Origin of the sequence: Prevotella sp. P3-92 (assembly GCF_002251205.1) — a bacterium.
Classification (GTDB): Bacteria; Bacteroidota; Bacteroidia; order Bacteroidales; family Bacteroidaceae; genus Prevotella.
Map to the genome: position 1 here is coordinate 62,903 of NZ_NPJE01000040.1, position 26,305 is coordinate 89,207.

General features: G+C 45.7%; 21 protein-coding genes and 2 tRNA genes. 6 read left to right on the forward strand and 17 right to left on the reverse strand.

All coding sequences use genetic code 11. The annotated features are described in order from the left end of the window. Window positions 1-81: 81 nt before the first annotated feature. Genes CIK93_RS06260 through CIK93_RS06285 form a run of 6 tightly spaced genes read right to left on the reverse strand, consistent with a single transcriptional unit; the run spans window position 82 to window position 6,369 of the window. Window positions 82-792: a LytTR family DNA-binding domain-containing protein gene (locus tag CIK93_RS06260; RefSeq protein ID WP_094391645.1), complete on the reverse strand. Its 711-nt coding sequence runs from the start codon at window positions 790-792 to the stop codon at window positions 82-84. Beyond that, on the reverse strand, window positions 789-1,793 hold the full coding sequence (locus CIK93_RS06265) for a sensor histidine kinase (RefSeq protein ID WP_254046752.1): 1,005 nt from the start codon (window positions 1,791-1,793) through the stop codon (window positions 789-791). The genes CIK93_RS06260 and CIK93_RS06265 overlap by 4 nt, the downstream gene beginning before the upstream one ends. After that, complete coding sequence (locus CIK93_RS06270; protein ID WP_094446913.1) at window positions 1,786-3,006, reverse strand: ABC transporter permease; 1,221 nt, start codon at window positions 3,004-3,006, stop codon at window positions 1,786-1,788. The genes CIK93_RS06265 and CIK93_RS06270 overlap by 8 nt, the downstream gene beginning before the upstream one ends. 32 nt (window positions 3,007-3,038) lie before the next feature. After that, complete coding sequence (locus tag CIK93_RS06275) at window positions 3,039-3,797, reverse strand: ABC transporter ATP-binding protein (protein WP_094391647.1); 759 nt, start codon at window positions 3,795-3,797, stop codon at window positions 3,039-3,041. A 5-nt stretch (window positions 3,798-3,802) separates the two neighbouring features. After that, complete coding sequence (locus CIK93_RS06280; protein WP_094436307.1) at window positions 3,803-4,990, reverse strand: efflux RND transporter periplasmic adaptor subunit; 1,188 nt, start codon at window positions 4,988-4,990, stop codon at window positions 3,803-3,805. Between the two features lie 41 nt (window positions 4,991-5,031). Then, window positions 5,032-6,369, reverse strand: a complete 1,338-nt coding sequence (locus tag CIK93_RS06285; protein ID WP_094446914.1) for a TolC family protein — start codon at window positions 6,367-6,369, stop codon at window positions 5,032-5,034. Window positions 6,370-7,040: 671 nt separating this feature from the next. On the opposite strand from CIK93_RS06285, the gene CIK93_RS06290 reads away from it, so the two are divergent. From CIK93_RS06290 to CIK93_RS06305, 4 genes are read left to right on the forward strand one after another with little or no spacing between them, the layout of a single operon-like run. Next, window positions 7,041-7,871, forward strand: a complete 831-nt coding sequence (locus tag CIK93_RS06290) for a prephenate dehydratase (protein WP_094391650.1) — start codon at window positions 7,041-7,043, stop codon at window positions 7,869-7,871. Window positions 7,872-7,909: 38 nt separating this feature from the next. After that, window positions 7,910-9,076, forward strand: a complete 1,167-nt coding sequence (locus CIK93_RS06295) for a pyridoxal phosphate-dependent aminotransferase (protein WP_094446915.1) — start codon at window positions 7,910-7,912, stop codon at window positions 9,074-9,076. 51 nt (window positions 9,077-9,127) lie between these two features. Then, window positions 9,128-10,192, forward strand: a complete 1,065-nt coding sequence (locus tag CIK93_RS06300; RefSeq protein ID WP_094440764.1) for a bifunctional 3-deoxy-7-phosphoheptulonate synthase/chorismate mutase type II — start codon at window positions 9,128-9,130, stop codon at window positions 10,190-10,192. Continuing rightward, a complete protein-coding gene (locus CIK93_RS06305) occupies window positions 10,189-10,986 on the forward strand; it encodes a prephenate dehydrogenase/arogenate dehydrogenase family protein (protein ID WP_094446916.1) in 798 nt (265 codons plus the stop codon). Before CIK93_RS06300 ends, CIK93_RS06305 begins: the two co-directional genes overlap by 4 nt. Window positions 10,987-11,135: 149 nt before the next feature. Here CIK93_RS06305 and CIK93_RS06310 read toward each other — a convergent pair whose 3' ends face one another. The 11 genes from CIK93_RS06310 to CIK93_RS06360 all read right to left on the reverse strand — a co-directional run bounded on the left by CIK93_RS06310 (window position 11,136) and on the right by CIK93_RS06360 (window position 24,534). After that, on the reverse strand, window positions 11,136-12,434 hold the full coding sequence (locus CIK93_RS06310; protein ID WP_094391654.1) for a serine dehydratase subunit alpha family protein: 1,299 nt from the start codon (window positions 12,432-12,434) through the stop codon (window positions 11,136-11,138). Window positions 12,435-12,460: 26 nt separating this feature from the next. Next, window positions 12,461-13,303: a 4-(cytidine 5'-diphospho)-2-C-methyl-D-erythritol kinase gene (gene ispE, locus CIK93_RS06315; protein WP_094391655.1), complete on the reverse strand. Its 843-nt coding sequence runs from the start codon at window positions 13,301-13,303 to the stop codon at window positions 12,461-12,463. A 47-nt stretch (window positions 13,304-13,350) separates the two neighbouring features. Continuing rightward, on the reverse strand, window positions 13,351-15,078 hold the full coding sequence (locus tag CIK93_RS06320) for an AAA family ATPase (protein WP_094446917.1): 1,728 nt from the start codon (window positions 15,076-15,078) through the stop codon (window positions 13,351-13,353). A 30-nt stretch (window positions 15,079-15,108) separates the two neighbouring features. Then, window positions 15,109-17,583 (reverse strand): transglycosylase domain-containing protein, encoded by a 2,475-nt coding sequence (locus CIK93_RS06325; protein WP_094446918.1) that lies wholly within the window; start codon window positions 17,581-17,583, stop codon window positions 15,109-15,111. Further along, entirely contained in the window at window positions 17,580-18,467 is an 888-nt protein-coding gene (gene miaA / locus CIK93_RS06330; protein ID WP_094446919.1) for a tRNA (adenosine(37)-N6)-dimethylallyltransferase MiaA, read from the reverse strand. The genes CIK93_RS06325 and miaA overlap by 4 nt, the downstream gene beginning before the upstream one ends. Before the next feature lies 1 nt (window position 18,468). After that, a complete protein-coding gene (lpxA, locus tag CIK93_RS06335) occupies window positions 18,469-19,239 on the reverse strand; it encodes an acyl-ACP--UDP-N-acetylglucosamine O-acyltransferase (protein WP_094391659.1) in 771 nt (256 codons plus the stop codon). Between the two features lie 57 nt (window positions 19,240-19,296). Next, complete coding sequence (locus tag CIK93_RS06340) at window positions 19,297-20,679, reverse strand: bifunctional UDP-3-O-[3-hydroxymyristoyl] N-acetylglucosamine deacetylase/3-hydroxyacyl-ACP dehydratase (RefSeq protein WP_094391660.1); 1,383 nt, start codon at window positions 20,677-20,679, stop codon at window positions 19,297-19,299. 2 nt (window positions 20,680-20,681) lie between these two features. Beyond that, a complete protein-coding gene (gene lpxD, locus CIK93_RS06345) occupies window positions 20,682-21,719 on the reverse strand; it encodes a UDP-3-O-(3-hydroxymyristoyl)glucosamine N-acyltransferase (RefSeq protein WP_094446920.1) in 1,038 nt (345 codons plus the stop codon). A gap of 49 nt (window positions 21,720-21,768) precedes the next feature. Beyond that, window positions 21,769-22,989, reverse strand: a complete 1,221-nt coding sequence (locus tag CIK93_RS06350) for an HD domain-containing protein (RefSeq protein ID WP_094436342.1) — start codon at window positions 22,987-22,989, stop codon at window positions 21,769-21,771. A 240-nt stretch (window positions 22,990-23,229) separates the two neighbouring features. After that, window positions 23,230-23,301: transfer RNA gene (locus CIK93_RS06355), tRNA-Cys, on the reverse strand. Between the two features lie 195 nt (window positions 23,302-23,496). After that, window positions 23,497-24,534, reverse strand: coding sequence for a diacylglycerol kinase family protein (locus CIK93_RS06360; RefSeq protein ID WP_094391662.1), 1,038 nt, complete (start codon window positions 24,532-24,534; stop codon window positions 23,497-23,499). 162 nt (window positions 24,535-24,696) lie between these two features. On the opposite strand from CIK93_RS06360, the gene CIK93_RS06365 reads away from it, so the two are divergent. Then, window positions 24,697-25,884: an aminotransferase class I/II-fold pyridoxal phosphate-dependent enzyme gene (locus CIK93_RS06365; protein ID WP_094391663.1), complete on the forward strand. Its 1,188-nt coding sequence runs from the start codon at window positions 24,697-24,699 to the stop codon at window positions 25,882-25,884. A gap of 207 nt (window positions 25,885-26,091) precedes the next feature. Further along, a tRNA-Pro gene (locus tag CIK93_RS06370) sits at window positions 26,092-26,164 on the forward strand. Window positions 26,165-26,305 lie beyond the last annotated feature (141 nt).

Consider the following 26,305-nt stretch of genomic DNA (forward strand, 5'->3'; position numbering starts at 1 on the left):
TTACGCTATAAAAAACGCAGACTCCTTTGTTGGGAGCCTGCGTTTTTGTTGGTATGCCCGATGGCAATCGTGCTGTGCATCTTATGCCAGCGTATGCGCATCGAGATACTGTTGGACGTTGTCTTTGTAGGATTCAGATACGGGGATAAACTCCTTGCCGAAGACGATACGGAAGCGGTCGATAGATTCCGCCTTGCTCATGTGCACGATATAGGAGCGGTGTGTGCGCTGGAACTCCGGTCTGGGAAGGAACTCTTCGAGTTTCTTCATGTTCATGAGTGACATGATTTTCCTACCGTCGTCGAGATAGAAGCGGACATAGTCTTTGAGTCCTTCAACATACAGGATGTTGTCGAGGTCAATGCGTACCAATTTATAATCGCTCTTGACAAAGATAAAGCGGTCGCGCATATAAGTCTCTTGTTTGCGGAACACCCTGAACCATTCCAGCGCTTTGTTGGCAGCAACCAGGAAGTCTTCGTAGGCAATGGGCTTGAGCAGATAGTCGAGTGCCTTAACCTTATAGCCATCCAGGGCATACTGTTGGAAAGCGGTGGTGAAAATGATTTTTGTTGTTTTAGGAACGATTCTGGCAAATTCTATGCCTGACAGTTCTGGCATCTGGATATCGAGAAAGAGCAGGTCAACAGGATTGTCGCGTAGCACCTTCATAGCCTCGATAGCGCTTCCATACGAACCTTGTAGTTCGAGAAATGGTGTCTTTTCGGCATAACTCTTCAGGAGTTCAATTGCCAACGGTTCATCGTCGATGATAGCACAAGTGATGTTCATAATTTAATTGTAATGGTAGAATGATACATTTTTTGATTATCGTTAACGCCATGCGTCCATTCATAGCGTCCTTTATAAGCCAGTTCCAATCGTCGTCTTACAAGCTCGAGTCCCACGCCGTGTCCACTCCTGTCAGTTGAAGTCTTGGGGTGGTTGGAGTTGACGATGTCGCAGACGATTTGTTTGTCATTGGCTTGGATGGTAATATTGATGGTACAGGGAACGGCAGGTTTTACTCCATGTTTGAAGGCGTTCTCCACCAGTGAGATGAAGATCATTGGAGCCACTTTCTGTTGTTCGTTGGTGATATGAAACGAGGTATTGACTTCTACCGACGGCCCCTGACGCAGTTTCATGAGTCGGATATAGTTTTTTAGGAACTCCACCTCATCGCGCAGTTCTATCTCCGATCGCTGATAGTCATAGAGAATGTGTCGTAACATCTTAGAGAGATCTTGTATCGCCTCCTGTGCCTTCTGGGTATTGATAGCAGTCAGCGCATAGATGTTATTGAGCGTGTTGAGCAGGAAATGAGGATTGATCTGTGAACGAAGATTGCTCAGTTCAGCCTCTTTTCGTGCCTCTTCTGCTGTCTGCCACTGCAAGGCGAGATGAAGTAGGGTGGCAATTGCTGCCGCAATGACGAGGTTGACAATGTCGCGTATGACAAAAGCAATGGTCAATATCAACGGCGGTTCCCTGTGGTTGTGTCCCAGCATGTCGTGTGACAGACTCATCCAGAGGTGAAGGGCAATGCCGAGCACGATGACTATGAAGGTATTGGTCACAAAGAACTGCGTGCGGTGTCCTGTTACGAAATACCTTGGGGTGAGCCATAGGTAATCGATATAGAACACTGCCATGAATGTCAGCGGTACCGTTGTGGTCAGCATAAACTGACTGACGGACATACCTCTGCCATGATTCATGAACATCAGCGGTAAAAGGATGATAACAATCCAGATGGCGATGTGGATGAGAATCTCTAAACGTTTATTCATGTCGAATTGCTTCTATTGGGTCCATATTAGCAGCCTTCTGTGCCGGAATGTATCCGAAGAGTACACCGATGCAGACACAGACAAAGAATGATACGTAGATGCTCCATGCAGGAACACTTGACGGCATATTGAACATCGTTACGATAAATTCGCTTGCCGAGCATCCTACGAGTATGCCGAGTAGTCCACCTGTTACAGAGATGAGTACGGATTCTATCAAGAACTGCAATGAGATGACTGGTCCTGTGGCTCCAACAGCCATACGCAATCCAATCTCCTTGGTGCGTTCGGTCACGCTGACCAGCATGATATTCATGATACCGATACCAGCCACAAGGAGTGAGAAGGCAGCAGCCACCACGAGGATGATGGTCACGGTATCCATGGTGGATGACATGGTCTCCATCATCTCAGCCTGTGAACGGATGGTGAAATCATCGGCAGCATCACCTTTCAGTTTGTGGTTGTCTCGAAGAATCTGTGTGAGTTCTTCGATGGCCGCATCGCTCAGTTCTTCGGTAATTGCCGAACACACAATGCTGGAGAACCACGTCTGTGCCGCGATGCGTTTCATGACGGTAGAATAGGGAGCGATGATGACGTTGTCCTGGTCCATACCCCAGTTGTTGTAGCCTTTCGACTTCAGTACGCCGATGATGCGCATCGGTATGGATTTGAAGCGGATAGTCTTGCCGATGACATCAGCCCCTTCTCCATAGAGTTCCTTGACGATGGTAGTACCAACGACACACACCTTAGCCGCCTTTTTGATATCCTCCTGTGTAAAGCAGTCGCCCTGTTCTATGGTCCATTGCTTGATGTCGAGGTATTCCGGACTTTCTCCATATACCGTAGTATTGGTATTGCTGTTGCCATAGATAGCCTGTCCGCTTGCTGTGACCTCAGGAGAAACATTCGTCACATATTTTTTCTCGCGCATGATGCGTTCATAGTCAGCCATCTTCAAGGTTTGCATGCTTGACGGGTCCTGGCGTACGCCGCCACGCATATCAGCCCCCGGTCGGATATTGATCAGGTTGGTGCCCATGGTAGAGAGTTCCGCACGGATACTCTCTTTAGATCCCTGTCCGATAGACATCATGATGATGACCGCTGCCACTCCGATGATGATGCCAAGCATGGAGAGGAAGGATCGCATCTTGTTGTTGGCGACAGCCCTGATACTGACTTTGAAAAGATTGAGTATGTTCATAATCTGATGGGTTCAATATATAGTATGAGAGTTTAATCGTCTTGCGGTTTCGGTAATGCAGCGAGTGCTTCTGCCGCCGACTTGATATTGGTGTTGATGGTATCTTCACGTATCTTACCGTCACGGAGGTTGATGTTACGACTAGAATACTCCGCAATTTCCGGATTATGGGTCACGAAGATGATGGTATGTCCCTGTCGGTAGAGTTCTTGGAAGAGCACGAGCATCTCAAACGATGTACGCGTATCAAGGTTACCCGTAGCTTCGTCAGCTAAAAGTACGGCAGGGTCGTTGACAAGAGCCCTGGCAATTGCCACACGTTGCATCTGACCACCCGACATCTGATTAGACTTATGGTCCAGACGGTCGCCCAGTCCTACAGCCTGCAGGGCTTTAACGGCAGCCTCACGACGTTGTGCTGCATTATACTTGTTGTTGTACATGAGCGGCAGTTCAACATTCTCTACAGCCGTTGTCTTAGCCAACAGGTTGTAGTTTTGAAACACAAAACCAATCTTGTTGTTGCGCAGGTGTGCCCGTTCCGTCTTCGACATGGTGCGTACAGCCACTCCGTCAAGGAAGTATTCTCCACTGGTAGGTGTGTCGAGACATCCCAACTGGTTGAGGAGTGTAGATTTTCCAGAACCCGATGTGCCCTGAATGGTGACAAACTCGCCCTCATAGATTTTGAAGGAGACACCTCTTAGTGCCTTCACCGTCTCACTTCCTACCTGGAAGTAGCGTTTCACATTCTGCAGTTCGATGACTGTTTTTCTTTTCTCTTCAGCCATAGTACTTACTTCTTCTGGTTGTTTTTCTTGTTGTCGCGTGGTTTAGGCATGAAGGGATTCCTTGCCTGCTGGTCTTGGCCTTCAGCCTCGTTACCACCCATGATATTGAAATCAATCAAAACCTCAGTACCCTCTTTGATGCCACCGGTAATCTCTGTTGTAGTACCGTTGGTTGTACCAATCTCAACGGCATGAGCCTTGAAGACATTATTTTCGAGTGTCCACACCTTGTGATCACCCTTGCAATCTGCAATGGTCTGTCCTTCTTGCAGCAGGGTTTCGTTGGGTGTAAAGCGTAATGCCTTGGCAGGTACAGCTGTAACATTTTTCTTCTCCAGTGTGAAGATGGTGACATTGGCAGTCAGTCCTGGTTTCAGTTTCAGATCTTTGTTTGGTGCCGAGATCACCACTTCGTAAGTCACGACATTACTCTCAGTAGTAGCCTGTTGGCGAACCTGAGTCACTTCACCTTCAAACAAGTCATCGGGGAAGGCATCCACTGTGAATGTCACGCGTTGTCCCTCTTTTACACCACCTATGTCAGCCTCGTCGATATCGGCAATCACGCGCATGTCGGTCAAGTCTTTGGCAATAGTGAACAGTTCAGGTGTATTGAATGATGCCGCAACGGTCTGTCCCTCTTCTACCGATTTGGACAGCACCACACCATCAATAGGTGAGGTGATCGTGGCATAGCCCAGATTGGTTTGTGCCTTCTGTACATTCTCTTTAGCTGAAACCACCTGCTGTCGAGCCTTGTCATAGGAAAGACGCGCATTCTCATAGTCATCCGCACTAACCAGTCCCTTCTGATACAAGGTTTTGTATCTTCCGAAGTTAGTCTTTTCGTAGTTCAGCGTGCTCTGTGCACTCGACAGGTTAGCCTTAGCTGTATTCAGTTCGCTGATGAGGTTGGTCTTATCGAGTTCAGCGATGACCTGTCCTTTTTTCACCACCGAGTTGTAATCCACATAGAGTTTAGATACGATACCGCTAACCTGAGTACCCACGGTAACAGAAGTCACAGGTTCTATGGTACCAGTTGCTGTGACGGTATTCTCAATATTCTGGCGTTCCACCTTTGCGGTTGTGTATGTTACTTTCTGTTCCTTTTTGTTGCCTGTCAGCAAGAAAGCCACTATGGCGATGAGTACTATAGCAGCAGCTGCTATACCTATTTTCTTGATATTCATATTGTTGTGGTATTATGTTTCTGTTAGATATGTTGCTTATGTTATAATGTCATTTTCTCGCCTTGGTAGAAGCGGAGCAACTGACGGTTGAGGATGGTGGTGTATTTCGCCTGCAATTTATTTTGTTGTGACGAGAGCAACCGGTCTTTTCCAGTCATCAGTTCAACAATGTTTTTGAGACCTAGTCGAAACTGCTCTTCGAGCAAGTCATAGCTTGCCTGTTCACTCTCAACGGTAGTCAATGCCGTTTTGAATTTCTGTTGGTTTGTTTCAGCGTCGAGCCAGTAGCCTTCGATGGTGGCATAGAGTTGCTTCTGTTGGTCGAGCAGTTCCAGTTGAGCCTGTTCCCGTTGGATACGTGCCTTATTGACAGCTGTTTTTGTCTTTCTGTTATCGAAGAGCGGTACGCTAACAGAAGCACCCACCGAAGCATCGAAATTTGTTTTAATCTGCTTGTCCCAGTTTTGAGAGCTCATCGATGCCGTACTGGTGCCCACACCTCCGTTGATGCTGATGGTAGGCATGGCACCAGCCTTGGCGATATTCATCTGTATGTCGCTTTGTTTCAATCCCAGTTGTGCATTCTTGATTTCCGGTCTTCCGCCCAGAGCTGTCTCATAGACCGTAGATAGCGCAGGAATTTCAGCTAAAGCCTCTTCGTCGCCTGCTGTTAGCATTTCGATGTCAAAAGCCTCATCTCCTGTGAGTTCCAGTAGTTGCTTCAACTGTAGCTTATAGTTAGCGATATTGCTCTCAGCCTCTACGATGGTATATTCGTCGGCAGCCCGTTGTGCTGTGAGTTGTGCGAGGTCAGCCTTTGCCATTTTACCCACCTCAACCATTTCTTTACCACGTTGCTCGTTCCTTTTACTAGTTTCGAGACTTTGTTTATTGACCTCCACGGCTTCGTTCATATATAGGATCTGCACATAGAGCTGAGCAATCCGCTCTTGGATATTGTTAGCGGTCGTTTCGGTTTGCAGTTCTGCCTGTTGTTCGCTAACCTCGCCGAGTTTCACTTGATTCCGGTTTTGGTTTCCGTTCCATACCGTCCATTGTGCGTTGATGCCATAGCTTCCATTATAATAGGTCTTGTTGACCTTCGAGTTTACCGTACCGTTTGTCACGGTAGCGACACCATTTTCCAGCCACGGTCTGTAGCCAAATGATTGGCTTGTTGATGCCGACAGCGATGGCAGTAGTGCCGCTTTAGCCTGTTTGCGTTCCTCCGTAGCCGATTGTTTTTGCAATTTCGCCTGTTGTAGGGTAATGTTGTTCTGTAACGCATAGTCTATACACTCAGTCAGCGTCCATTTTTTCTGGGCGCAGGCCGATAGCGCTATAGCTATTGCCGTTACCATTAGTGTTGTCCTTTTCATACCTTAATTAATATATATGCCTATGATTACTTGTGTTGTATTTTCACGTTGCAAAATTAGACAGAATATCTGATATATAAAAATGTGATAGACGTTTCGTTCCAGTTAGTAGAAAGTATCTTCTTATTCTTCGATATTTTCCTTTGTTTTAACGATTCTTTAGAATAGCGGTTGCATGAGCCCTTTCATTATATTTTCAGCTCGGCTCTCGGCTTCGGGATGAATACGGAACATAACCATTCTTTGTACGTAAACAGTAAGTCCCGAGTAAGTTCCAAGTAAGTCCCAAAAACTGCGTTGAAAATGGGAGGAGGATGGAATAAGCATCCTTGAAACATATCAGAAAGATGAAGTTTGGTCAAAAGCGAAACTATAATATATAAATAAGGTGAATCATAAGAAAAATAAGAAATTCACATCTCTTTGGTATATTTTCCATTAAAATGTTTGCATAATTGGTGGAAATATTATACTTTTGCAAGCGTTAATATTTAAAAACAAGAAATATGTTAAACAACAAGGCATTCTTTTACGGTTATTACTTTTACTTTACAGGATACTGTGAAGCGGTTGGCCGTAACTTGAAATGAACTAACAACGAACGATAATAAGGTCCCGCTTCACTTACATGTGAAAGCGGGATTTCTTTTAATATAAAGATAAAAAAGATAATGAAAAGAATCGCAATACAAGGAATCATAGGATCGTTTCATGATATGGCAGCACACCTGTATTTTGAAGGAGAACAGATACAACTCGTTTGCTGCGCCACCTTCGAGGAGGTGTTTGAGCATATGAAGCAGGATCCTACCATGATAGGAATGACAGCTATAGAAAATACTATTGCCGGTTCGCTACTCCATAATTACGAACTGTTACGTTCGTCGGGAGCAACCGTAGTAGGGGAATACAAACTGCATATCTCACATTGCATCTGCTGTCTGCCTGATGATTCGTGGGACACCATTACCGAGGTACACTCACATCCTGTTGCATTAATGCAATGCAGACAGTTTCTGGCACAACATCCTAACATCAAAAATGTGGAAGGCGAAGATACAGCAGGAAGTGCCAAGGATATCAAGGAACATCAACATCACGGATGGGCAGCCATATGTAGTGCTGAGGCTGCCAAACTCTACGGACTGAAGATACTGGAAGACCATATTGAAGACAACAAGCATAACTTCACACGTTTCCTGGTCACTTGTCAGCCACAGAAAGCAGACTTCCTCAGACCCTTGGAGAAAGCCAACAAGGCAAGTCTGGTATTCTCATTACCTCACGAGGAAGGTTCGCTCTCTCAGGTGCTCAGCATACTGTCGTTCTATAAGATCAACCTCACGAAGATACAGTCGCTCCCGGTCATCGGACACGAATGGGAATACCTGTTCTATGTGGATGTGACTTACAACAGTCTTACACGGTATAGACAGGCCGTTGACGCTATTATGCCTTTGACCAAGGAACTCACCGTACTGGGTGAATATCGAGAGAATTGACAGACAGAAATTTACTTGAACAATAACAATAACACGTCATGATACAACCAGCAGACAGACTTACACTCGTTAGTGAATACTATTTCAGCCGAAAACTCAAAGAAGTGGCTGCACTCAACGCACAAGGTATGGATATTATCAGCCTTGCCATTGGAAGTCCGGATATGCCCCCGTCACCACAGACTATTGACAAGCTCTGTGAGGTGGCCAAACAGCCAGACGCGCATGGCTATCAACCGACCATGGGAACGCCAGAACTAAGACAGGCGATGGCAGGATTCTATAATAGATGGTATGGAGTGCAACTCAATCCTCAAACTGAAGTATTGCCACTCATCGGTTCGAAAGAGGGCATTCTCCATGTGACGCTCGCCTTCGTCAATCCTGGCGATGAAGTCCTCGTACCCAATCCAGGTTATCCTACCTATACCTCGCTGAGCAAACTCCTTGGAGCAAAGGTGGTCAACTACAATCTTGTGGAGGCCAATGGATGGCAACCGGATTTCGACGAACTGGAGCAGATGGACCTCAGCAAGGTGAAACTCATGTGGACCAATTATCCCAATATGCCCACAGGAGGAAATGCAAGGCGCGAAACCTATAAAAGGCTGGTTGACTTTGCCAAGAAACACCATATCGTAGTGGTCAACGACAATCCCTATTCCTTTATCCTCAATGAAGAACACCTCTCAATTCTTCAGGTAGAGGGAGCAAAAGACTGTTGTATCGAGTTCAACTCCATGTCGAAATCACACAATATGCCAGGATGGCGCGTAGGACTCTGTGCTACCAACGCTCAGTTTATATCATGGATTCTGAAGGTGAAGAGTAATGTAGACAGTGGAACATTCAGAGGACTGCAACTGGCTGCCGCAACAGCCTACGACAATAGCGACGAATGGCATCAAGAGGCAAATATCGACACCTATCGCCGTCGCCGACACTATGCAGAGCAGATTATGGAAACGCTCCATTGCAGTTACGATCCCCATCAGGTAGGAATGTTTCTGTGGGGAAAAATTCCTGATCAGTATGATGATGTGGAACAGTTGACAGAAAAGGTACTCCATGATGCACGGGTATTCATTACACCAGGATTCATCTTTGGATCCAACGGTAAACGTTATATTCGCATCTCCCTCTGTGCCAAAGAGGAAAAGCTACAGGAGGCACTAACACGTATTGCAGATATGATGAGAAAATAAGCTATTTAGCAGTAAATAATAAATAACAGATAAAAACAAAAACAAGATATTATGGAATTGGAATTAGAACCTTTGAGACTTCCGAGTGACAACGAACGTCCCTTCGTCATTGCAGGACCTTGTAGTGCAGAGACAGAAGAGCAGGTGATGACCACAGCACGACAACTGGCCAATTACGGATGCCACATGTTTCGTGCAGGAATATGGAAACCCAGAACAAAGCCAGGAGGATTTGAGGGTAACGGAGAAAAAGCGTTGCCATGGATGCAACAGGTGAAAAAGGAAACAGGCATGTTGACTGCCACAGAAGTTGCAACGCCAGAACATGTGGAACTCGCTCTGAAATATGGTATCGACGTGTTGTGGGTAGGAGCAAGAACCACAGCAAACCCCTTTGCCATGCAAGCCCTCGCAGATGCGTTGAAAGGTACAGACGTGCCCGTATTGGTGAAAAATCCAACCAACCCAGATCTCGAATTATGGATAGGAGCACTGGAACGCCTCAATCTTGCAGGCATCAAGAGGCTCGGAGCCATTCATCGCGGATTCTCAAGCTACGACAATAAGATTTACCGTAACTTGCCCACGTGGCAGATTCCTATCGAGCTGCACAGACGCATTCCCGATCTTCCTATCATCAACGACCCCAGTCATATCGGAGGACGACGCGAACTGATTGCTCCGCTCTGTCAACAAGCCATGGACCTTGGTTTTGACGGACTGATTGTAGAAAGCCATTGCGATCCAGACAAGGCATGGAGCGACGCTAAACAGCAGGTGACTCCCGATGTTCTTGACTACATCCTCTCGTTGCTCGTTATACGTGATGAAACTGTCACCACAGAAGGAATCGTACAGCTTCGCAAGCAGATTGACGAGATAGACAACCAGCTCATGGAAATGCTCTCAAAACGTATGCGTGTCTGCCGTGAGATAGGTCACTACAAGAAAGAACACAACATGACCGTACTTCAGACATCACGTTATAACGAAATCCTCGACAAACGAGGTGCACAAGGTGCACTCTGCGGCATGGCACCAGAGTTTGTTGCCAAGGTATTTGAAAACATTCACGAAGAATCAGTAAGACAACAGATAGAAATCATCAACAAATGAAAATACTCGTATTAGGGGCAGGAAAGATGGGGAGCTTCTTCATAGACCTGCTGAGCTTTGACCATGAAGTGGCGGTCTATGAAAAAGATGCCAAGCGAATGCGGTTTACCTATAACTGTCAGCGCTTTGCTGATTTAGAGGAAATCAGACAGTTTAAACCTGAACTCGTCATCAATGCCGTTACCGTGAAATATACTATCGCGGCATTTGAAGAGGTGATGCCTTTCCTCCCGAAGGACTGTATTATCAGCGATATTTCATCGGTTAAAACAGGGCTGAAAGACTTCTATGAAAAGACAGGTCATCCTTATGTTTCTACACACCCGATGTTTGGACCTACATTTGCCAATCTGCAGCAGTTGTCAGAGGAAAATGCCATTATCATCAACGAAGGTGACTATATGGGACGCATCTTCTTCAAGGACCTCTATCAGAAACTGGGACTGAATATCTATGAGTATTCATTTGACGAACACGACAGAACAGTTGCTTACTCCCTCTCTATCCCATTTGTTTCAACCTTCGTCTTTGCTGCCGTTATGAAACATCAGGATGCGCCAGGAACAACGTTCAAGCGTCACATGAAGATTGCTCAAGGGGTTCTCAACGAAGATGATTACCTATTGCAGGAAATCCTTTTCAATCCCTATACCCATGATCAGGTGGCTCAGATTCGCACAGAGTTGAAAGAGTTGCTAGAGATTATCGACAATCGTGATGCTGTGGGCATGAAAGCGTATCTAACAAAAATCAGAGACAACGTGCGACGTGACATAGAAATCAAACATAGTTGATGTCCCATTCTGACGACCGATTGCAGATGAAGATATATCTGACAACCAGTCTCAGGCGATATCAATAAAACAACAAGACTGACCTTCATGATAGGCCAGTCTTGTTGGGTTTTATACCGACTGATAAGCGACAATCGTCGTATCGTACGTTATGATTTGTTGGTCATGATAGTCAATACCATATCATCGGTAGCAGACATCGCTTCCTTGCCGATACTCGTCAGGTTGCGGATAGAACAATCCACATCATGGTCTATAATACCTTCTGCTTCGGTGACATGCTTGCCTTCGCGAGCCAATAGGGCAGAGAGTAATGCTGTGGAAACACCAGAGCAGATCTTTAATGAACAACTGGGTTTTGCTCCGTCGCAAATCATTCCTGTTAAGTTGGCTATCATATTCTTCACGGAGTGGCAGATATCCGCATATTGGCCGCCCATGAGGTAAGTAATACCGCAACTGGAACCGATACTGGCCACAACACAACCGCAGAGGGCACTCAGTCTGCCGAGACTTTGTTTGATATAGATGGCGGTGAGGTGACTTAACGTTAAGGCACGGATGAGTTCTTCCTCGGTATTCTCATTCTCCTCAGCAAATACTACAACAGGATTGGTGGCACAGATTCCCTGATTGCCCGAACCACTGTTACTCATTACGGGAATCATAGCACCTCCCATACGAGCGTCACAAGCAGAGGCTGTCTTGGAGATGATATGGGAAAACATGGTATTGCCAAAAATGCCATGGCTGAGTGGACGGTCCATCGTCTTACCTAAACAATGACCATAATTGCCTTTGACAGCTTCGGCAGCCGCACGCATGTTATACTCTTTTGTTTGCAGAATAAAACGGAGTTCGTCTATGGGAGCAGAGATGGAAAAGTCATAGACTGTCTGCATGGTCAAGGAGACGTGTTCTTCACCCTCTTCCGATGTAGCAGGCTTGCGGTGGTCAACAAGGACTTTGTCATCCGTTGCCTGATAGTCGATATTGGTATGGTCGCCTGAGATGATGGCTGTGGCATGATGAGGTAGGGAAGAATCGTCGGAACTACATTCTACCTCGATGTATAGTTTATCGCAAGCGTCAGCCTTGAGACCGATGTTGATATGGTTGTCCTTGACATATTGTTTGCCGAGTTCAAGAGACTGTGCATCAAGGTCTTTCAAGACCTCGAGTTGATAGTCAGAACAGCCAATCAGTGCACCCAAAGCAATGGCAATGGGCAAACCTATCATACCCGTGCCGGGAATTCCTACTCCCATAGCATTTTTTAGAATGTTAGCACTGAGTAGGACATTGATATGGTCGGGAGTTCTACCAAGGAGTTCTGTGGCACGTGCCACACAAAGGGCTACTGCCATAGGTTCTGTGCATCCAACGGCGGGTACAATCTCTCGTTTCATCAGTTCGAGAATCTCGTTTTGTCTAATGGTATCAATCATAAGCTTTGTATTATTGTTTATTCATTTTAGAGTTGCAGACAAGTGGTGAATGTATCGGGTGAGGTGCATGGAAAACTGACAGGCCTACGGAAAAGACCGAAAAGGGCGCTACCGCTACCGCTCATTGCTGCATAGACTGCACCAAGGTTGTAGAGTTGCTTTTTGACGGCAGCCAACTGTGGGTGTGCACGAAAGACACTATATTCGAAATCGTTGACCAGTAGGTCGCGCCATGTTTCCACAGGTTGCGAAACGATATCAAGGCAACAATGTTCAGGATGACGTGGGGTGATATGAGCAAAGGCTTCACGTGTGGGGACAGGGATATTGGGGCGTACCACACAGAGATACCATCCTTTCAAATCCAATGAGATAGGGCGTAACCGTTCGCCAATCCCTTCCGCATAAGCAGGTTTGTTGAGAATGAAAAACGGACAGTCGGCTCCAAGTCTTGCAGCCCGTTCTATGAGTTGTGACGCTGTGAGGTTGAGATTTCCCATTCTGTTCAGCAGAGTCAGCATGGCAGCACAGTCACTTGATCCTCCACCCATTCCAGCCTGTGTAGGAATGCCTTTGTAGAGGTGGGTGTGCAGTCGTGGCAATGTTGGAAACTCATCTTTCAACAGATGGTAGGCGCGCACCACCAGATTGCGTTGTTCGTCACCTTCTACGTCAATACCAGTCACCTTCAGGTCGCAGTCAACGGTAGATGGAAAGGCATCGTTCATCTCAGACACTTCAAGAGCATCCATGATAGGGACTGGATAGAACACGGTCTGAAGGTTGTGATATCCATCAGGTCTGCGCTCTACGACATTGAGGCCGAGATTGATTTTTGCTAAAGGGAATATGATGTCTGTATGTTGCATAGTTCATTTTTTTTTTTTTTGTATCACACTTACCGGTCCACGTTATTTTATTTCTTCTTCTTCAATACTTTGATACGTCGGCTAGCTTCATGAGCCTCAGGGTATAGTTCAAGCGCTTTCTCATAGTTACGGATGGCGGCATCTGTCATGTGTTCTTTCTCACATTCACGTCCCAATGAGACATATTCTACAGCCAAGCGTTTGAGCATCTCATCACGATCATGTAGTTTGTTGATAGCCTCCTGCCGTTGTTCTTCCAGTTGGGTGATGACAGCGAGTTTTCTGCGGATGAGTCGTTGTGCAGCAGGCCGTTCGATGTCGTAACGACTATGGATGGCGATGAAGAAATGTTTCAGAAATGCTTGAAAATCGCGTTCGTCGAAAGCACTCATGGCCTCCCTGTATTCGTAGTCGGCTTTACTCTCATGGAGGGCTTTGTTGATGAGGCTGCTGTTATTGTATCGCTGAGCGAACGCGATTACTTCGGGTTTGACAAAGATGTCGCTGCGACGAAGTGGCGACTCTAAACAAATGCCTTGCAGGGAGGTGCATCGGCTTAATGCCACATAGGCTTGTCCGCCGGCAAAGGCGCCTCCTGTGAAATCGATACGCACATGACGGAAGGTAAGTCCTTGACTCTTATGAACGGTAATGGCCCATGCCAGTCGGATTGGAAACTGGATGAATGAACCGAGCAATTCCTCTTCTATCTTCTGTTCCTTCTCATTGAAGGTATAGCGCATATTTTCCCAAATGGCACGTTCTACGTCGTGCTCATGACCAGTCTCGTCGCAAATGGTGATGATACCTTCTTCTTCGTCAAGGGCGACGACAACCCCTAAGGTACCATTGACCCATCGGTGTTCTTTGTCGTTCTTGATAAAGATCACCTGTGCGCCAGGTTTCACCTCAAGCGCAATAGGGGCAGGGTAGGAACTCTCAGGAAATTCTCCAAGGACTTTTCCGTTGAAGACGGTAGCTTTGCCTTCAAGAGCTGCCAGTTGTTCGTTGTTGATATGTTCTGCTGTATCTCGACGGGTAGCCAAGGTAATAGCCATCTCGTCTTGGCTGTTATGGAAAGAAACCCCCAGTCGTTGATTGATGATTCGCAGGTCATGATCCGTTGTGGTATTGCTTCTGATTCGGTCCAGTATGTGGATGAAATCTTCATCCTTTTGCCGATATACTTTCCGTAATTCTATGCTAACGAGATCCATCTTTTGCCAAACGGAGGCAGAGAAGAAATAGGCAGAAGCATAGAATGGTTGCATGAGTTGCCATTCGTCAGACTTCACCACAGGCTGTAACTGGAAGATATCGCCAACGAGTAAGAGTTGTTTGCCTCCGAATGGCTCACGCATATTGTGGCAGTAGATGCGCAATACTTTGTCAATGAAGTCGATGATATCAGAACGAACCATCGATATTTCATCGATGATGATGAGTTCCAACTCACGCAACATCTTGATCGTGTCTCCGCTATATTTCAAACTTTTGCGGATATGGCGTGCATCATACCGGCTGTCGTTAGGAAGAAGCGGGTGGAAAGGGAGTTTGAAGAAACTATGGATTGTCTGTCCTCCTGCGTTGATGGCAGCAATACCTGTTGGTGCGAGGATGACGTGTTTCTTCTTTGTATGTTCAGACACATAACGCAGAAAAGTAGATTTACCCGTGCCTGCCTTCCCAGTAAGGAAAAGCGAGCGACGGGTAAAGTTGACAATCTGGAGTGCCGATTGCCACTCCGCATTGGTAGTGTCTATAGACGATTTCAATACAGAAGGTCTGTTAAAGGTCTTGCAAAATTAAATTTCCGTATGTTTGGGCTCCTCTGCAGCCTTCGGTTGTGAGGGCGTTCCGTGTTGGTTACCATCAGGTGATGGCGTAACAGGAACAGTAGGATCAACAGCATTCTCATTGGGCTGTTCCAGTTCGATATGCTGGATACTATCGCTGGCAATAGAGTCTGAATCGGCAGGCTCTTTGAAATAGCCACCGCAACTATACATTTGCATGGTGATGTCGGTATCGTGTGGTTTGTCGAATTTAGCACGATACATTTTGAATGCAGGGTCTCCAAGAACCTGTTCTAAGAAGTCTCCACAGATGGGAAGAGCTGTCTTGGACCCTTGACCTAATGCTCCAGTACGGAAGTGGATACAACGGTATTCACCGCCTACCCATGCTCCGACAACGAGATGTGGGGAAACACCAACAAACCATGCGTCGGAATGGTTGTTAGAAGTACCAGTCTTACCGCCGAAATCTGTATCACGAGCAAATTGGTTGGTCCAGCGTCCCAATGCAGAACTTGTTCCTTGCATACCGCCCTGCAGCAATTGTTGGAGGAGAAAAGCACTCTTGTAGGTCAATACTTGTTTCTCCTCTTCAGGAGCAGTATAGATTTCTTTGCCGTCGCGATCTACGATACGGGTGACAAGGACGGGGTTGTGTGTTTTACCGTCATTGACCGGTGTACAATATGCATTGACGAGTTCAAGGAGGTTGACATCGCTACTACCCAAGGCGAGTGCAGGGGTAGCATCCAACTTACTTTTTATACCCATATCGTGTGCGGTTTTTACAATATTGGGAATACCACATTCTTGGCCGAGTTTGACAGCAATAGAGTTGATGCTCATGGCGAAAGCCTGTTTCAGCGTGACATTAGCACCGGAGAAACGTCCGTTGGCATTGGTTGGGGCCCATAATACTTCTTCGTTTTTCTTGCTGTCGAAGACTTTCATAGAGAAATAGGAGTCCTCACGTGTGTCACAAGGAGTAATACCTTGGTTCATGGCCTCAGCATAGACAAAGAGCTTAAACGTAGAACCTGGTTGACGCATCGACTTCACCTTGTCGTACTTCCATGTTCTGAAATCGAGGTCACCGACCCATGCTTTTACGTGACCCGTCTCGGGTTCCATTGCAACGAATCCACAGTGCATGAAATGTTCCATATAACGGATGGAGTCGAGCGTTGAGATATTTTTCTCGATGATGCCTTCGTCGTAATCAAACAACTTCACAGGGTGTGGAAGGTTCAGATAGTAGTTGATAGAATCGGTATTATTGTCGTATCGTTGACTCAGATATTTGTAATAAGGCAATTTTTTGGCAAGATCTTCAATGAAATTAGGAATTTCCTGATGGCGCTCATCCTGCCATGGGTTCTGGCCAGACCAGTGGTTGTTGAAGTTACGTTGGATGATACGCATCTGTCGCTTTGCAGCCTGTTCTGCGTATTTCTGCATACGCGTATCAATAGTGGTGTAAATCTTCAAACCGTCTCTGTAGAGATCAATATCATTGTCCTTACACCAGTCGTGAAGTTCATCAGCAACGGCCTCACGGAAATACTGTGCCTGTCCATCGTAATTGTTCTCCACACTATAGTCGAGTTGGATAGGTTTCTTGGAAAGGGTGTCGTAAGCTTCACGGGTCAGATCCTTGTGTCGACGCATGTTGTCGAGTACCACATTACGACGTTTGAAGGAATTGTCGGGATTGGTTCGGGGATTATAATAGGTTGTAGCCTTGAGCAGACCGACAAGAATAGCAGCCTGTTCAGGGGTCAATTCCTTTGGTGTGGTACCGAAATATGTTTTTGCTGCAGTTTTGATGCCGTATGCATTGGACCCAAAATCCACTGTATTAGCATACATGGTGAGGATGTCTTTTTTATCGAAAAACATCTCAATCTTCACAGCGGTAATCCATTCCTTACTTTTCATGATGAGCATTTTTACACCAGGGATGTTGCCCAACAGACCTGTGGAATACTCAGTACGAACACGGAACATATTTTTCACCAACTGTTGGGTGATGGTTGAGGCACCACGAGCATCATGGTGAACCACAAAGTCTTTTGCTGCTGCAAAAACGCCCTGGAAGTCAATACCGAAATGATGGTAGAAACGTTCGTCTTCTGTGTCTATCAAAGCTTTCCAGAATACAGGGTTAATCTCTTCGTAGGCAACAGGGGTTCTGTTTTCGCTGAAATACTTACCAATCATGACACCGTCAGCACTGTATAGTTCTGATGCTTGTATGGTTTTTGGGTGCATAATAGCTCTCAAGGACGGTGACTTGCCGAAGAGCCACAGAAAATTGACATCTACCATGATGAGGTAGAAGATGAAGGCTATAATTAACGAGGCAAATCCTACACCACCTTTCACGTACCAGGCACGTCCCTGATACAAGCTTTTATACCATAGCCATGATTTCTTGAGCCACTGACGTGCTTTTGCTGTAAACTCAACGATTCTCTCTTTCATAGATTATCAATATACTTCAAAATGTCTTTTTCTTCTTCAGGATGAAACCATCTCATGGCTTCGTCACGTTTATACCAGGTCAATTGCTTACGAGCATAACGACGGGTGCTCCCCTTGATACGCTCTATGGCTTCTTCTAATGACCAGCGCCCGTCCATATAGTCAAACAGTTCTTTATAGCCAACGGTATTGAGTGCGTTGAGATGTCGGTATTCACGGAGTGCAGCAGCTTCTTCTAAAAATCCTTGCTGCATCATTTCGTCAACTCTCGCGTTGATCCGTTGATAGAGTTGTTCACGGTCTCTGTTCAGTCCTATCTTGATAATACGGAAGGGTCTTTGTTTTTTTTCTTGTGTTCTAAATGATGTGTAGGTCTTCCCTGTCTGATAGCAGATTTCTAATGCGTGTATCACGCGTCGATAGTTTTGCTTATCCACTATCTCATAGTGTTCTGGGTCCAGACGTTTGAGGTCTTCACATAAAGTCTCAAGACCTTCTTCTGTATAACGACGTTTCATCTCCTTTCTGACGTCATCACGTATGGTAGGAATATCGTCAATACCATTGCAGACAGCATCTATATACATCATGCTTCCTCCCGATAGGAGTGCATAAGGATGATGGTCGTCTTGGAGTAATTGCATCACTTCCTGCTCATACATAGAGGCATTATAATAGTCTGCAATACTCTTGGTGCCTACAAAATAATGATGTGCTTGTTGTTGCTGCTCTATGCTCGGTGACGCTGTACCGATTCTCATCTCCCGGTATATCTGACGGGAGTCGGCATTGATGATGGGAATACCTAAATGATTGGCCAAACGTATGGTCAATGCGGTTTTTCCCACTGCCGTAGGACCGGTGACGACAATCAACGTATGCATATTAGCGGATTACTCCACGCTTGGAGTTCTCTATGAATGAGCAGATATAATCGACCTCTTTTGAGTCGGGATATTTGGCACGTGCCTCTGCAACACCCTCTTTGAGGATTCCCTTAGAGTAGATGATGCGATAGCTGTCGTGAATGGCCTCGATGGTCTCGTTGGAGAATCCACGACGACGCAGGCCGATCAGATTGACGCCAGCATAGCGTACAGGTTCCTTACCTGCAATCACGAAAGGAGGAATATCCTGGCTGGTACGTGAGCCGCCTTGGAACATGATATAGCTTCCGATATGGATAAACTGGTGGAACAGGCAGCATGCAGAGATGATGGCAAAGTCGTCAACGATGACTTCGCCTGCAAATTTGGTAGAGTTACCAATGATGCAACCGTTGCCAATCTCACAGTCATGACCGATATGCATATTCTCCATCAACAGATTGCCGTTGCCTACAACGGTCTTGCCTTTTGAGGCAGTACCACGGCTGATGGTAACGTTCTCGCGGATAGAGTTGTTGTCGCCAATCTCACAGGTTGTATCTTCGCCTTTGAATTTCAAATCCTGAGGTTTGGTGGAGATTGATGCGCCAGGGAAAATCTCATTGCCGTTGCCCAAACGTGTACCATAGTGTAGTGTGACTCCGTTGTAGAGCTTGTTGTTATCGCCAATGATAACATTCTTGTCAATGACACAGAAAGGTCCAATCACATTGTTGTCACCGAGTTTGGCCTCGGGATCAACGATAGCCATAGGATGAATCTGATTCATATATTATAAAATTAAGAGGGTCTGCATATGTTTGTGTATGCAGACACCGTGATGTTATTATTTGTTTTTTACTATTTGTGCGGTAAAGGTGGCTTCTGCTACCACGTGATCACCCACGAAGATGTATCCCTTCATGCTGGAAATACCGTGGCGTACAGGTGCCAACAGGTCAACTTTGAACAGCAACGTGTCGCCCGGTACTACCTTCTGGCGGAATTTTACATCGTCAATACGCATGAAATATGTGGACCAGCGCTCAGGTTCTTCCAGTGTGTTGAGTACCAGCAGACCGCCACATTGTGCCATGGCTTCAATCTGTAACACGCCAGGCATGACGGGTTCTTCGGGGAAGTGGCCTTGGAAGAAAGGTTCGTTGCTTGTCACATTCTTCACTCCGACAATGCTGCTGGCTCCTAAGGCGATAACCTTATCAACCAGTTGCATGGGATAACGATGGGGCAGTAATTCACGAATTTTGTTGATGTCCATCACCGGTTCGTCGTTGGGATCGTAGATAGGAGCTTGGATTTCGTGCTTGCGAATCTCCTTGCGCATCTGACGGGCAAACTTGTTGTTGATGGTATGGCCTGGACGAGTGGCGATGATACGTCCCTTGATGGGTTTGCCGATGAGAGCCATATCGCCGATGATGTCAAGCAATTTGTGGCGTGTACATTCATTCTCCCATACCAATGGCTTGTGCTGAATATATCCTAAATCCTCTGCGTTAAGGTGGGGCACCTGAAGCATGTCTGCCAGTTGGTCGAGTTGCTCTTGACTAATCTTTCTCTCATAGATAACGATGGCATTGTCCATGTCGCCGCCTTTAATCAGATTAGCTTGAAGCAGGGGCTGTATGTCTCTTACAAAGACGAAGGTACGTGCTGCAGCAATCTCTGTGGGGAAAGCTTCAATCTTTTCGAGGGTTGCAAACTGAGAGTTGATGAACTTCGACTCAAACGAGCACATGGCTGTGAGTGAAAATTCTTCGTCAGGCAGAATGGTGATGGTAGAGCCGCTTTGCTCATCTTTTACCTCAATCTTCTTGCGGATGATGTAATAGTCTTTCGGCGCATTCTGTTCCTCAATGCCCACTTCGTTGATTTTGTTGACATACTGTATAGCACTTCCGTCGAGAATAGGAAATTCAGGACCATTCACCTGAATACGACAGTTGTCGATGCCTAAGGCGTAAAGGGCGGCAAGACCATGCTCTACGGTACTTACGCGGGCTTCTCCTTTAGCAAGAACCGTGCCACGCTGGGTGTCAACGACATTCTCTGCAATGGCATCGATGACAGGCTCCCCTTCAAGGTCGATACGCTGGATTTTATATCCTGTATTCTCTGGAGCAGGATTGAAAGTCACGGTGAGGTTCAGACCGGTGTGCAGTCCTTTTCCGAAGAGGGAGAAACTGCCTTTCAAAGTTTTCTGTTTCATATTTATTTTTGTTTTTTCAATTCATCGAGTTCTTTACGAAGCATGTGGAGTTCACGATACATATCGGGCAACTTACGGAAGATGGCAGAGGATTTGAAGAATCCCTTTGGTTCAATGGCAGGAGAACCAATCAATTGCTCACCATTGCCTTTTGTGTTACTGATTACGCCAGCCTGTGCGCCGATGAATGTCTTGTCTGCCACGTGGATATGACCAGAGAATCCTGCCTGTCCACCTACCATACACCAAGCGCCTATCTTAGTAGAACCAGCAAGGCCAACCTGGGCAGACATTACCGTGTTCTCACCAATCTCACAGTTGTGAGCCACCTGGATGAGGTTGTCTATCTTCACACCTTTATGAAGTACGGTCTGTCCCATGGTAGAACGGTCAACACATGTGTTGGCACCAATTTCTACATGATCTTCGATGACCACGATACCAATTTGTGGTATCTTATCATAACCCTCTTGGCTGGGGGCAAAACCGAATCCGTCTGCACCAATCACGCTACCAGCATGGATTGTTACATCGTTACCCAGGCGGCAACCCTGATAAATGGTGACGTTGGGATAGAGCAGGCAATCGTTGCCGATGCTCACGCCGTCGCCTACTACAGTATGGGGGTAAATCTGAGTGTTGTCGCCAACTGTTGTGCCGTCTCCAATGTATGCAAAGGCGCCAATATATACATCTGCGCCGATTTTTGCGGTTGGGCTAACGAATGCCAGTGGATCGATACCTTTCTTCTTGGGCATGCTTGCGGCATAGAGTTGCAACAATTTAGCCACACACTCATAAGCATTTTCCACACGGATGAGTGTGGCTTCTACAGGGTGGTCCAGTACCACATCGTTGTTGACAAGAACAATACTTGCCTTGGTGTCGTAAATATACTGTGTGTATTTAGGATTTGACAAGAAGGTAATGGAACCTTTTGTGCCTTCTTCAATTTTCGAAAAAGTGTGTACAGTGGCGTTATCGTCACCTTCTACACGACCACCGATAAAATCGGCTATTTGTTTGGCTGTAAACTCCATATTTTTGTTTGTAATATTATTAAATTGGTGCAAAGTTACAATTTTTTTCTCAAACTCTTTGGTAACAAAGGTAATATTTGCGTATTTTTTTGGAAAGTAGTTGTACATTGAGAATTTCTGAAGCCTCTGAAATATCCTTAACGGTACCGTCTTTGTAAAGAATACCGATGCTGTCGTCTTCTGGATTGTACATATCTTTGCCTATTTCAGCGACGGATACCATGTATTCAGTTTCTTCGAAAGAGATGTCTAATGTGTCTGCTATATTCTTGCGTATCTCGTTGATAGTATGCTTGTCAGGAGCGTTTTCAAGAACTTCTACTTTAAATAGTTTTCTGTCGAGCATGTCTGTGGCAAGAGTGGAAAGAATTTTGTCTTCGTTGTATCTCCATACCTTGAGTGTACTCCATATATCGCAATCGTCAAGGTCGGCATAATGGCGTAATGCAGCACTTTGGGTCCGGAAGTCTTCTGCGCTGATGTCGTTGTTCAGAAAATAGGCGAGGGCGGGAGGGGCGAAAAGGGAATTTCCTTTTCTTACGAGGTCTTTTGCTCTTCGTAGTGTGTTGATCAATACTTTTTCGTATCCTACGGCGGTTTTGTGCAGATAGACCTGCCAGTACATCAGACGTCTCGTTGTCAGGTAGTTTTCTATTGAATATATACCTTTCGACTCCACCACGAGTTGTTCATCCACCACATTGAGCATCTTGATGATTCTATCGCTGCCAATGTTTCCTTCAGTCACTCCGGTAAAGAATGAATCGCGACGCAGGTAGTCGAGACGGTCCATGTCCAATTGGCTGGAAATGAGTTGGTGGAATATCTTGTTGTGGTATTCGTCTTTGAAGATAGAAATGGCGAGGTTGAGAGCGCCATGAAAGTCTTCATTCATGCGTTCCATCATCATCATGGAAATCTCTTCGTGCGATATGTCGTGGATGAGCGTATTCTCCAGGGCGTGTGAGAAAGGGCCATGACCGATGTCGTGCATGAGGATGGCTGCAAGAACAGCTTCCGCTTCCATGTCGAAGATATATACGCCTTTCTCAAGTAACGACTTGATTGCTTCTGACATCAGGTGGTAGGCGCCGATGGAATGCTGGAAGCGTGTATGTCGTGCTCCTGGATATACCACAGATGCGAGTCCGAGTTGGTTGATGCGATTCAAGCGTTGGAACAACTGGTGTTGCACGATATCGTAGTGCAGTCCTTTTCCGATTTTTATAAAACCGAAAACCGGGTCGTTGATGATGGAATATCCGTTCATGGGCAGGTGGTTTTCAAAATGATACACAAAGATACGCAAAATATTTCTAAAAAGCAAATCTTCTGTGTTCTTTCGTTTATTTTCGTTGTACCCGTAAAAACTGAAGAGGAAAATAAGCCACACATTTTTTTTTGTGGACTGGTTGATTATGTCCTGGTGGAAGCTATGTGGCTTGTACAGTATTTTATGATATAGAAAAAGAGAGTCGTGTGGACTCTCTTTCTGTTAACCTTACTCTTGAGGTGCCTGGCGGATTCGAACCGCCGTAGACGGTTTTGCAGACCGTTGACTAAGCCACTCATCCAAGGCACCTTGTTGTTAAGCGAGTGCAAAGGTAATACTATTTTTTTGAACAACCAAATTTTTTCCTGTTTTTTTTGCTTAATTCGCATCCTTTGCAGCCTTGACATGGATTTTCGTGGTCAGAAAGCTGACGGTAAATGCGCCAAGCAATATATCCCACGCATAAGACAAGGACTATGAAGACAAGGGTGTATTGCATGTTTTTTATAATTTGGATAGTTTACGCAGCATTAGTTTGTTCATGGCTTGAATACGTCTGCCGCTTTTCTCAATATCCTCGCGAACATTATTTATATTATTGAAGAAATCGCTGAATGCGTTGAGGAAAGGATTGGGTTGACAGGGGTCTTCCATGGCATTGGGGTTGGTGACGATACGGATTCCTGCCGGTTCGATATGCACATCGACATCGGAACTTGTCATGATCGGGTCTCCATCGTAATGGATGGCGCCAGGTTGGGAACGGTGGATATGAATGGACCGCGTCTTAAAGGTTTTGATTTTAGAATTGTTGGTCAGCGTCTTGTTCATCAGGTCGATGCTGATCTGTGGTGCTTCCAATGCTGTAAATGGCTCCATGATGATGACGTCCATCATACCGTCTTTCATGGTTGCATTTGGTGCAATATAGGCATTGTTGCCATATTGTGATGCATTGGCACAGGCAATGAGGAATGCTTTGTAGCTTCGTGCACCGGTATCGTCGGTGACTTCATAGGTTTCTGGCTTGTATTTCAGACCTTCTTTTAGCACATTTTCTATATAGGTGAGCGGTCCACGCTTGCCGGCTTCTGCGAACTTGAGTGAGATGAACGCGTCGAATCCCATGCCACAGGTGCAGAAAAACGGCAGTCCGTTGATGACTCCATAGTCGAAACTTTCTACGACACCCCGGTTGATGACTCCTAATGCCTTGCGTGGATTGAGCGGCAAGCAAAGATGGCGGGCAAGGCCATTTCCAGAACCGCAGGGCACGATTCCCAATGCCGTGTCTGTGTGGGTGAGTGATCGCGCCACTTCATTGACGGTTCCGTCGCCACCAACTGCCACGACGATGTCGGCACCATTGTCTGCACACTCGCGTGCGATTGATGCAGCATGGCCGGCATGTTCGGTCAATCGGATAGTAACATCGAAGCGTTGTGCATCGATTTCGCTGGCAATCATGTCAGGAATAGCATCCTTTCCATGCGTTCCCGATATGGGATTGACTATGAATGTTATTCTTTTCTTTTCGTTCATACGATGCAAATGTACTAATAATCGTTCAAAAAGTATGCAAAAATAGATAAAATTACATTTTAATAACGAATAATATTTCTTTTTTTGCACGTTTTGATAAAATTTGTGTAACTTTGCAGTTCGAAACGAATAAAAACAGCTCAGCTGTAGATAACTATTCTCATGGGACAATTACAAGAAAGATACAAAAACTATCGCGAGCCTCAGAAATTTATGGAGGCTGGTGTTTATCCCTATTTCCGTGAAATTACAGGAAAACAGGGTACGGAGGTAGAAATGGGCGGCCACAAAGTTTTGATGTTTGGCTCTAATGCTTATACAGGATTGACTGGTGACCAGCGAATCATTGATGCTGCTAAAGCTGCTTTGGATCAATATGGTTCAGGCTGTGCAGGAAGCCGTTTTCTTAATGGTACTCTTGATCTTCACGTCAAGTTGGAAAAAGAAATCTCGGCGTTTGTTCATAAAGACGACTGCCTCTGCTTGTCAACTGGCTTTAGTGTGAATCAAGGAGTGTTGGCAATGGTAGTGGGTAAGAACGACTACATTATCTGTGATGATCGTGACCATGCAAGTATTGTTGATGGACGTCGTCTCTCGTTTGCTCGTCAGCTACATTACAAGCATAATGATATGGCAGATTTGGAGCGTGTGCTTCAGAATCTTCCTCACGAGGCCGTGAAACTTATAGTGGTGGATGGTGTATTCTCGATGGAAGGTGATTTGGCTAAACTTCCAGAAATTGTAGAGCTGAAGCATAAATACAACTGTTCTATCATGGTTGATGAAGCTCACGGTATTGGAGTATTCGGAGACCATGGACGTGGAGTTTGTGACTATTTCGGTTTGACCGATGAGGTAGATCTTATTATGGGAACATTCTCTAAATCTTTGGCTTCTATTGGTGGATTTATTGCAGGAGATAAAGATACCATCAATTTCCTGCGTCATAATTGTCGTACCTATATCTTCTCGGCTTCTAACACTCCAGCAGCTACAGCCGCAGCTCTTGAGGCTCTGCACATCTTGCAGAAAGAGCCAGAGCGCATAGAGGCTTTGTGGAAAGTAACGAAGTATGCTTTGAAGCGTTTCCAGGAAGAAGGTTTTGAAATTGGAGAAACAGAGAGTCCTATTATTCCACTTTATGTGCGTGATGTGGAGAAGACTTTCCTTGTAACAGCACTTGCCTTTAATGCAGGAGTATTCATCAATCCTGTTATTCCTCCTGCATGTGCACCTCAGGATACTCTCGTGCGCTATGCACTCATGGCTACCCATACTGAAGAGCAGGTGGAGCGCTCTGTAGAAATTCTGAAGAAGATATTTGTCGAGCAAGGCATTATCAAGTAAAAGAGAAAGCCAATTTTTACCACTTTTTACGTCGGATGCATTTTGTAAACCCGATGTGGAGTGAGTGAATAAGCGGATAATAAAGTGGCAGATGAAAGACTAAAAGGTCTGAAGTCTTAAAATAATGTTAAAAACGAAAGATTTTTCTGTTTTTAGTCTTTTGTCTGCCAAATTATTTGTACCTTTGCACCCGCTTAGATAAAGCAACGAGGTGTAGCGCAGTTGGTAGCGTTCCTGGTTTGGGACCAGGCTGTCGCAGGTTCGAGTCCTGTCACCTCGACAAAACATAAGAAAGATCCTATGAATTTAATATTCATAGGATTTTTTTTGCTTGCAGAATAATGCTTTCTAAATAGTTGAGTAACGAATTTATCTCAGCCGATGGCAAGGGGCATCCCGAACACATTCCGGGCACATCCCG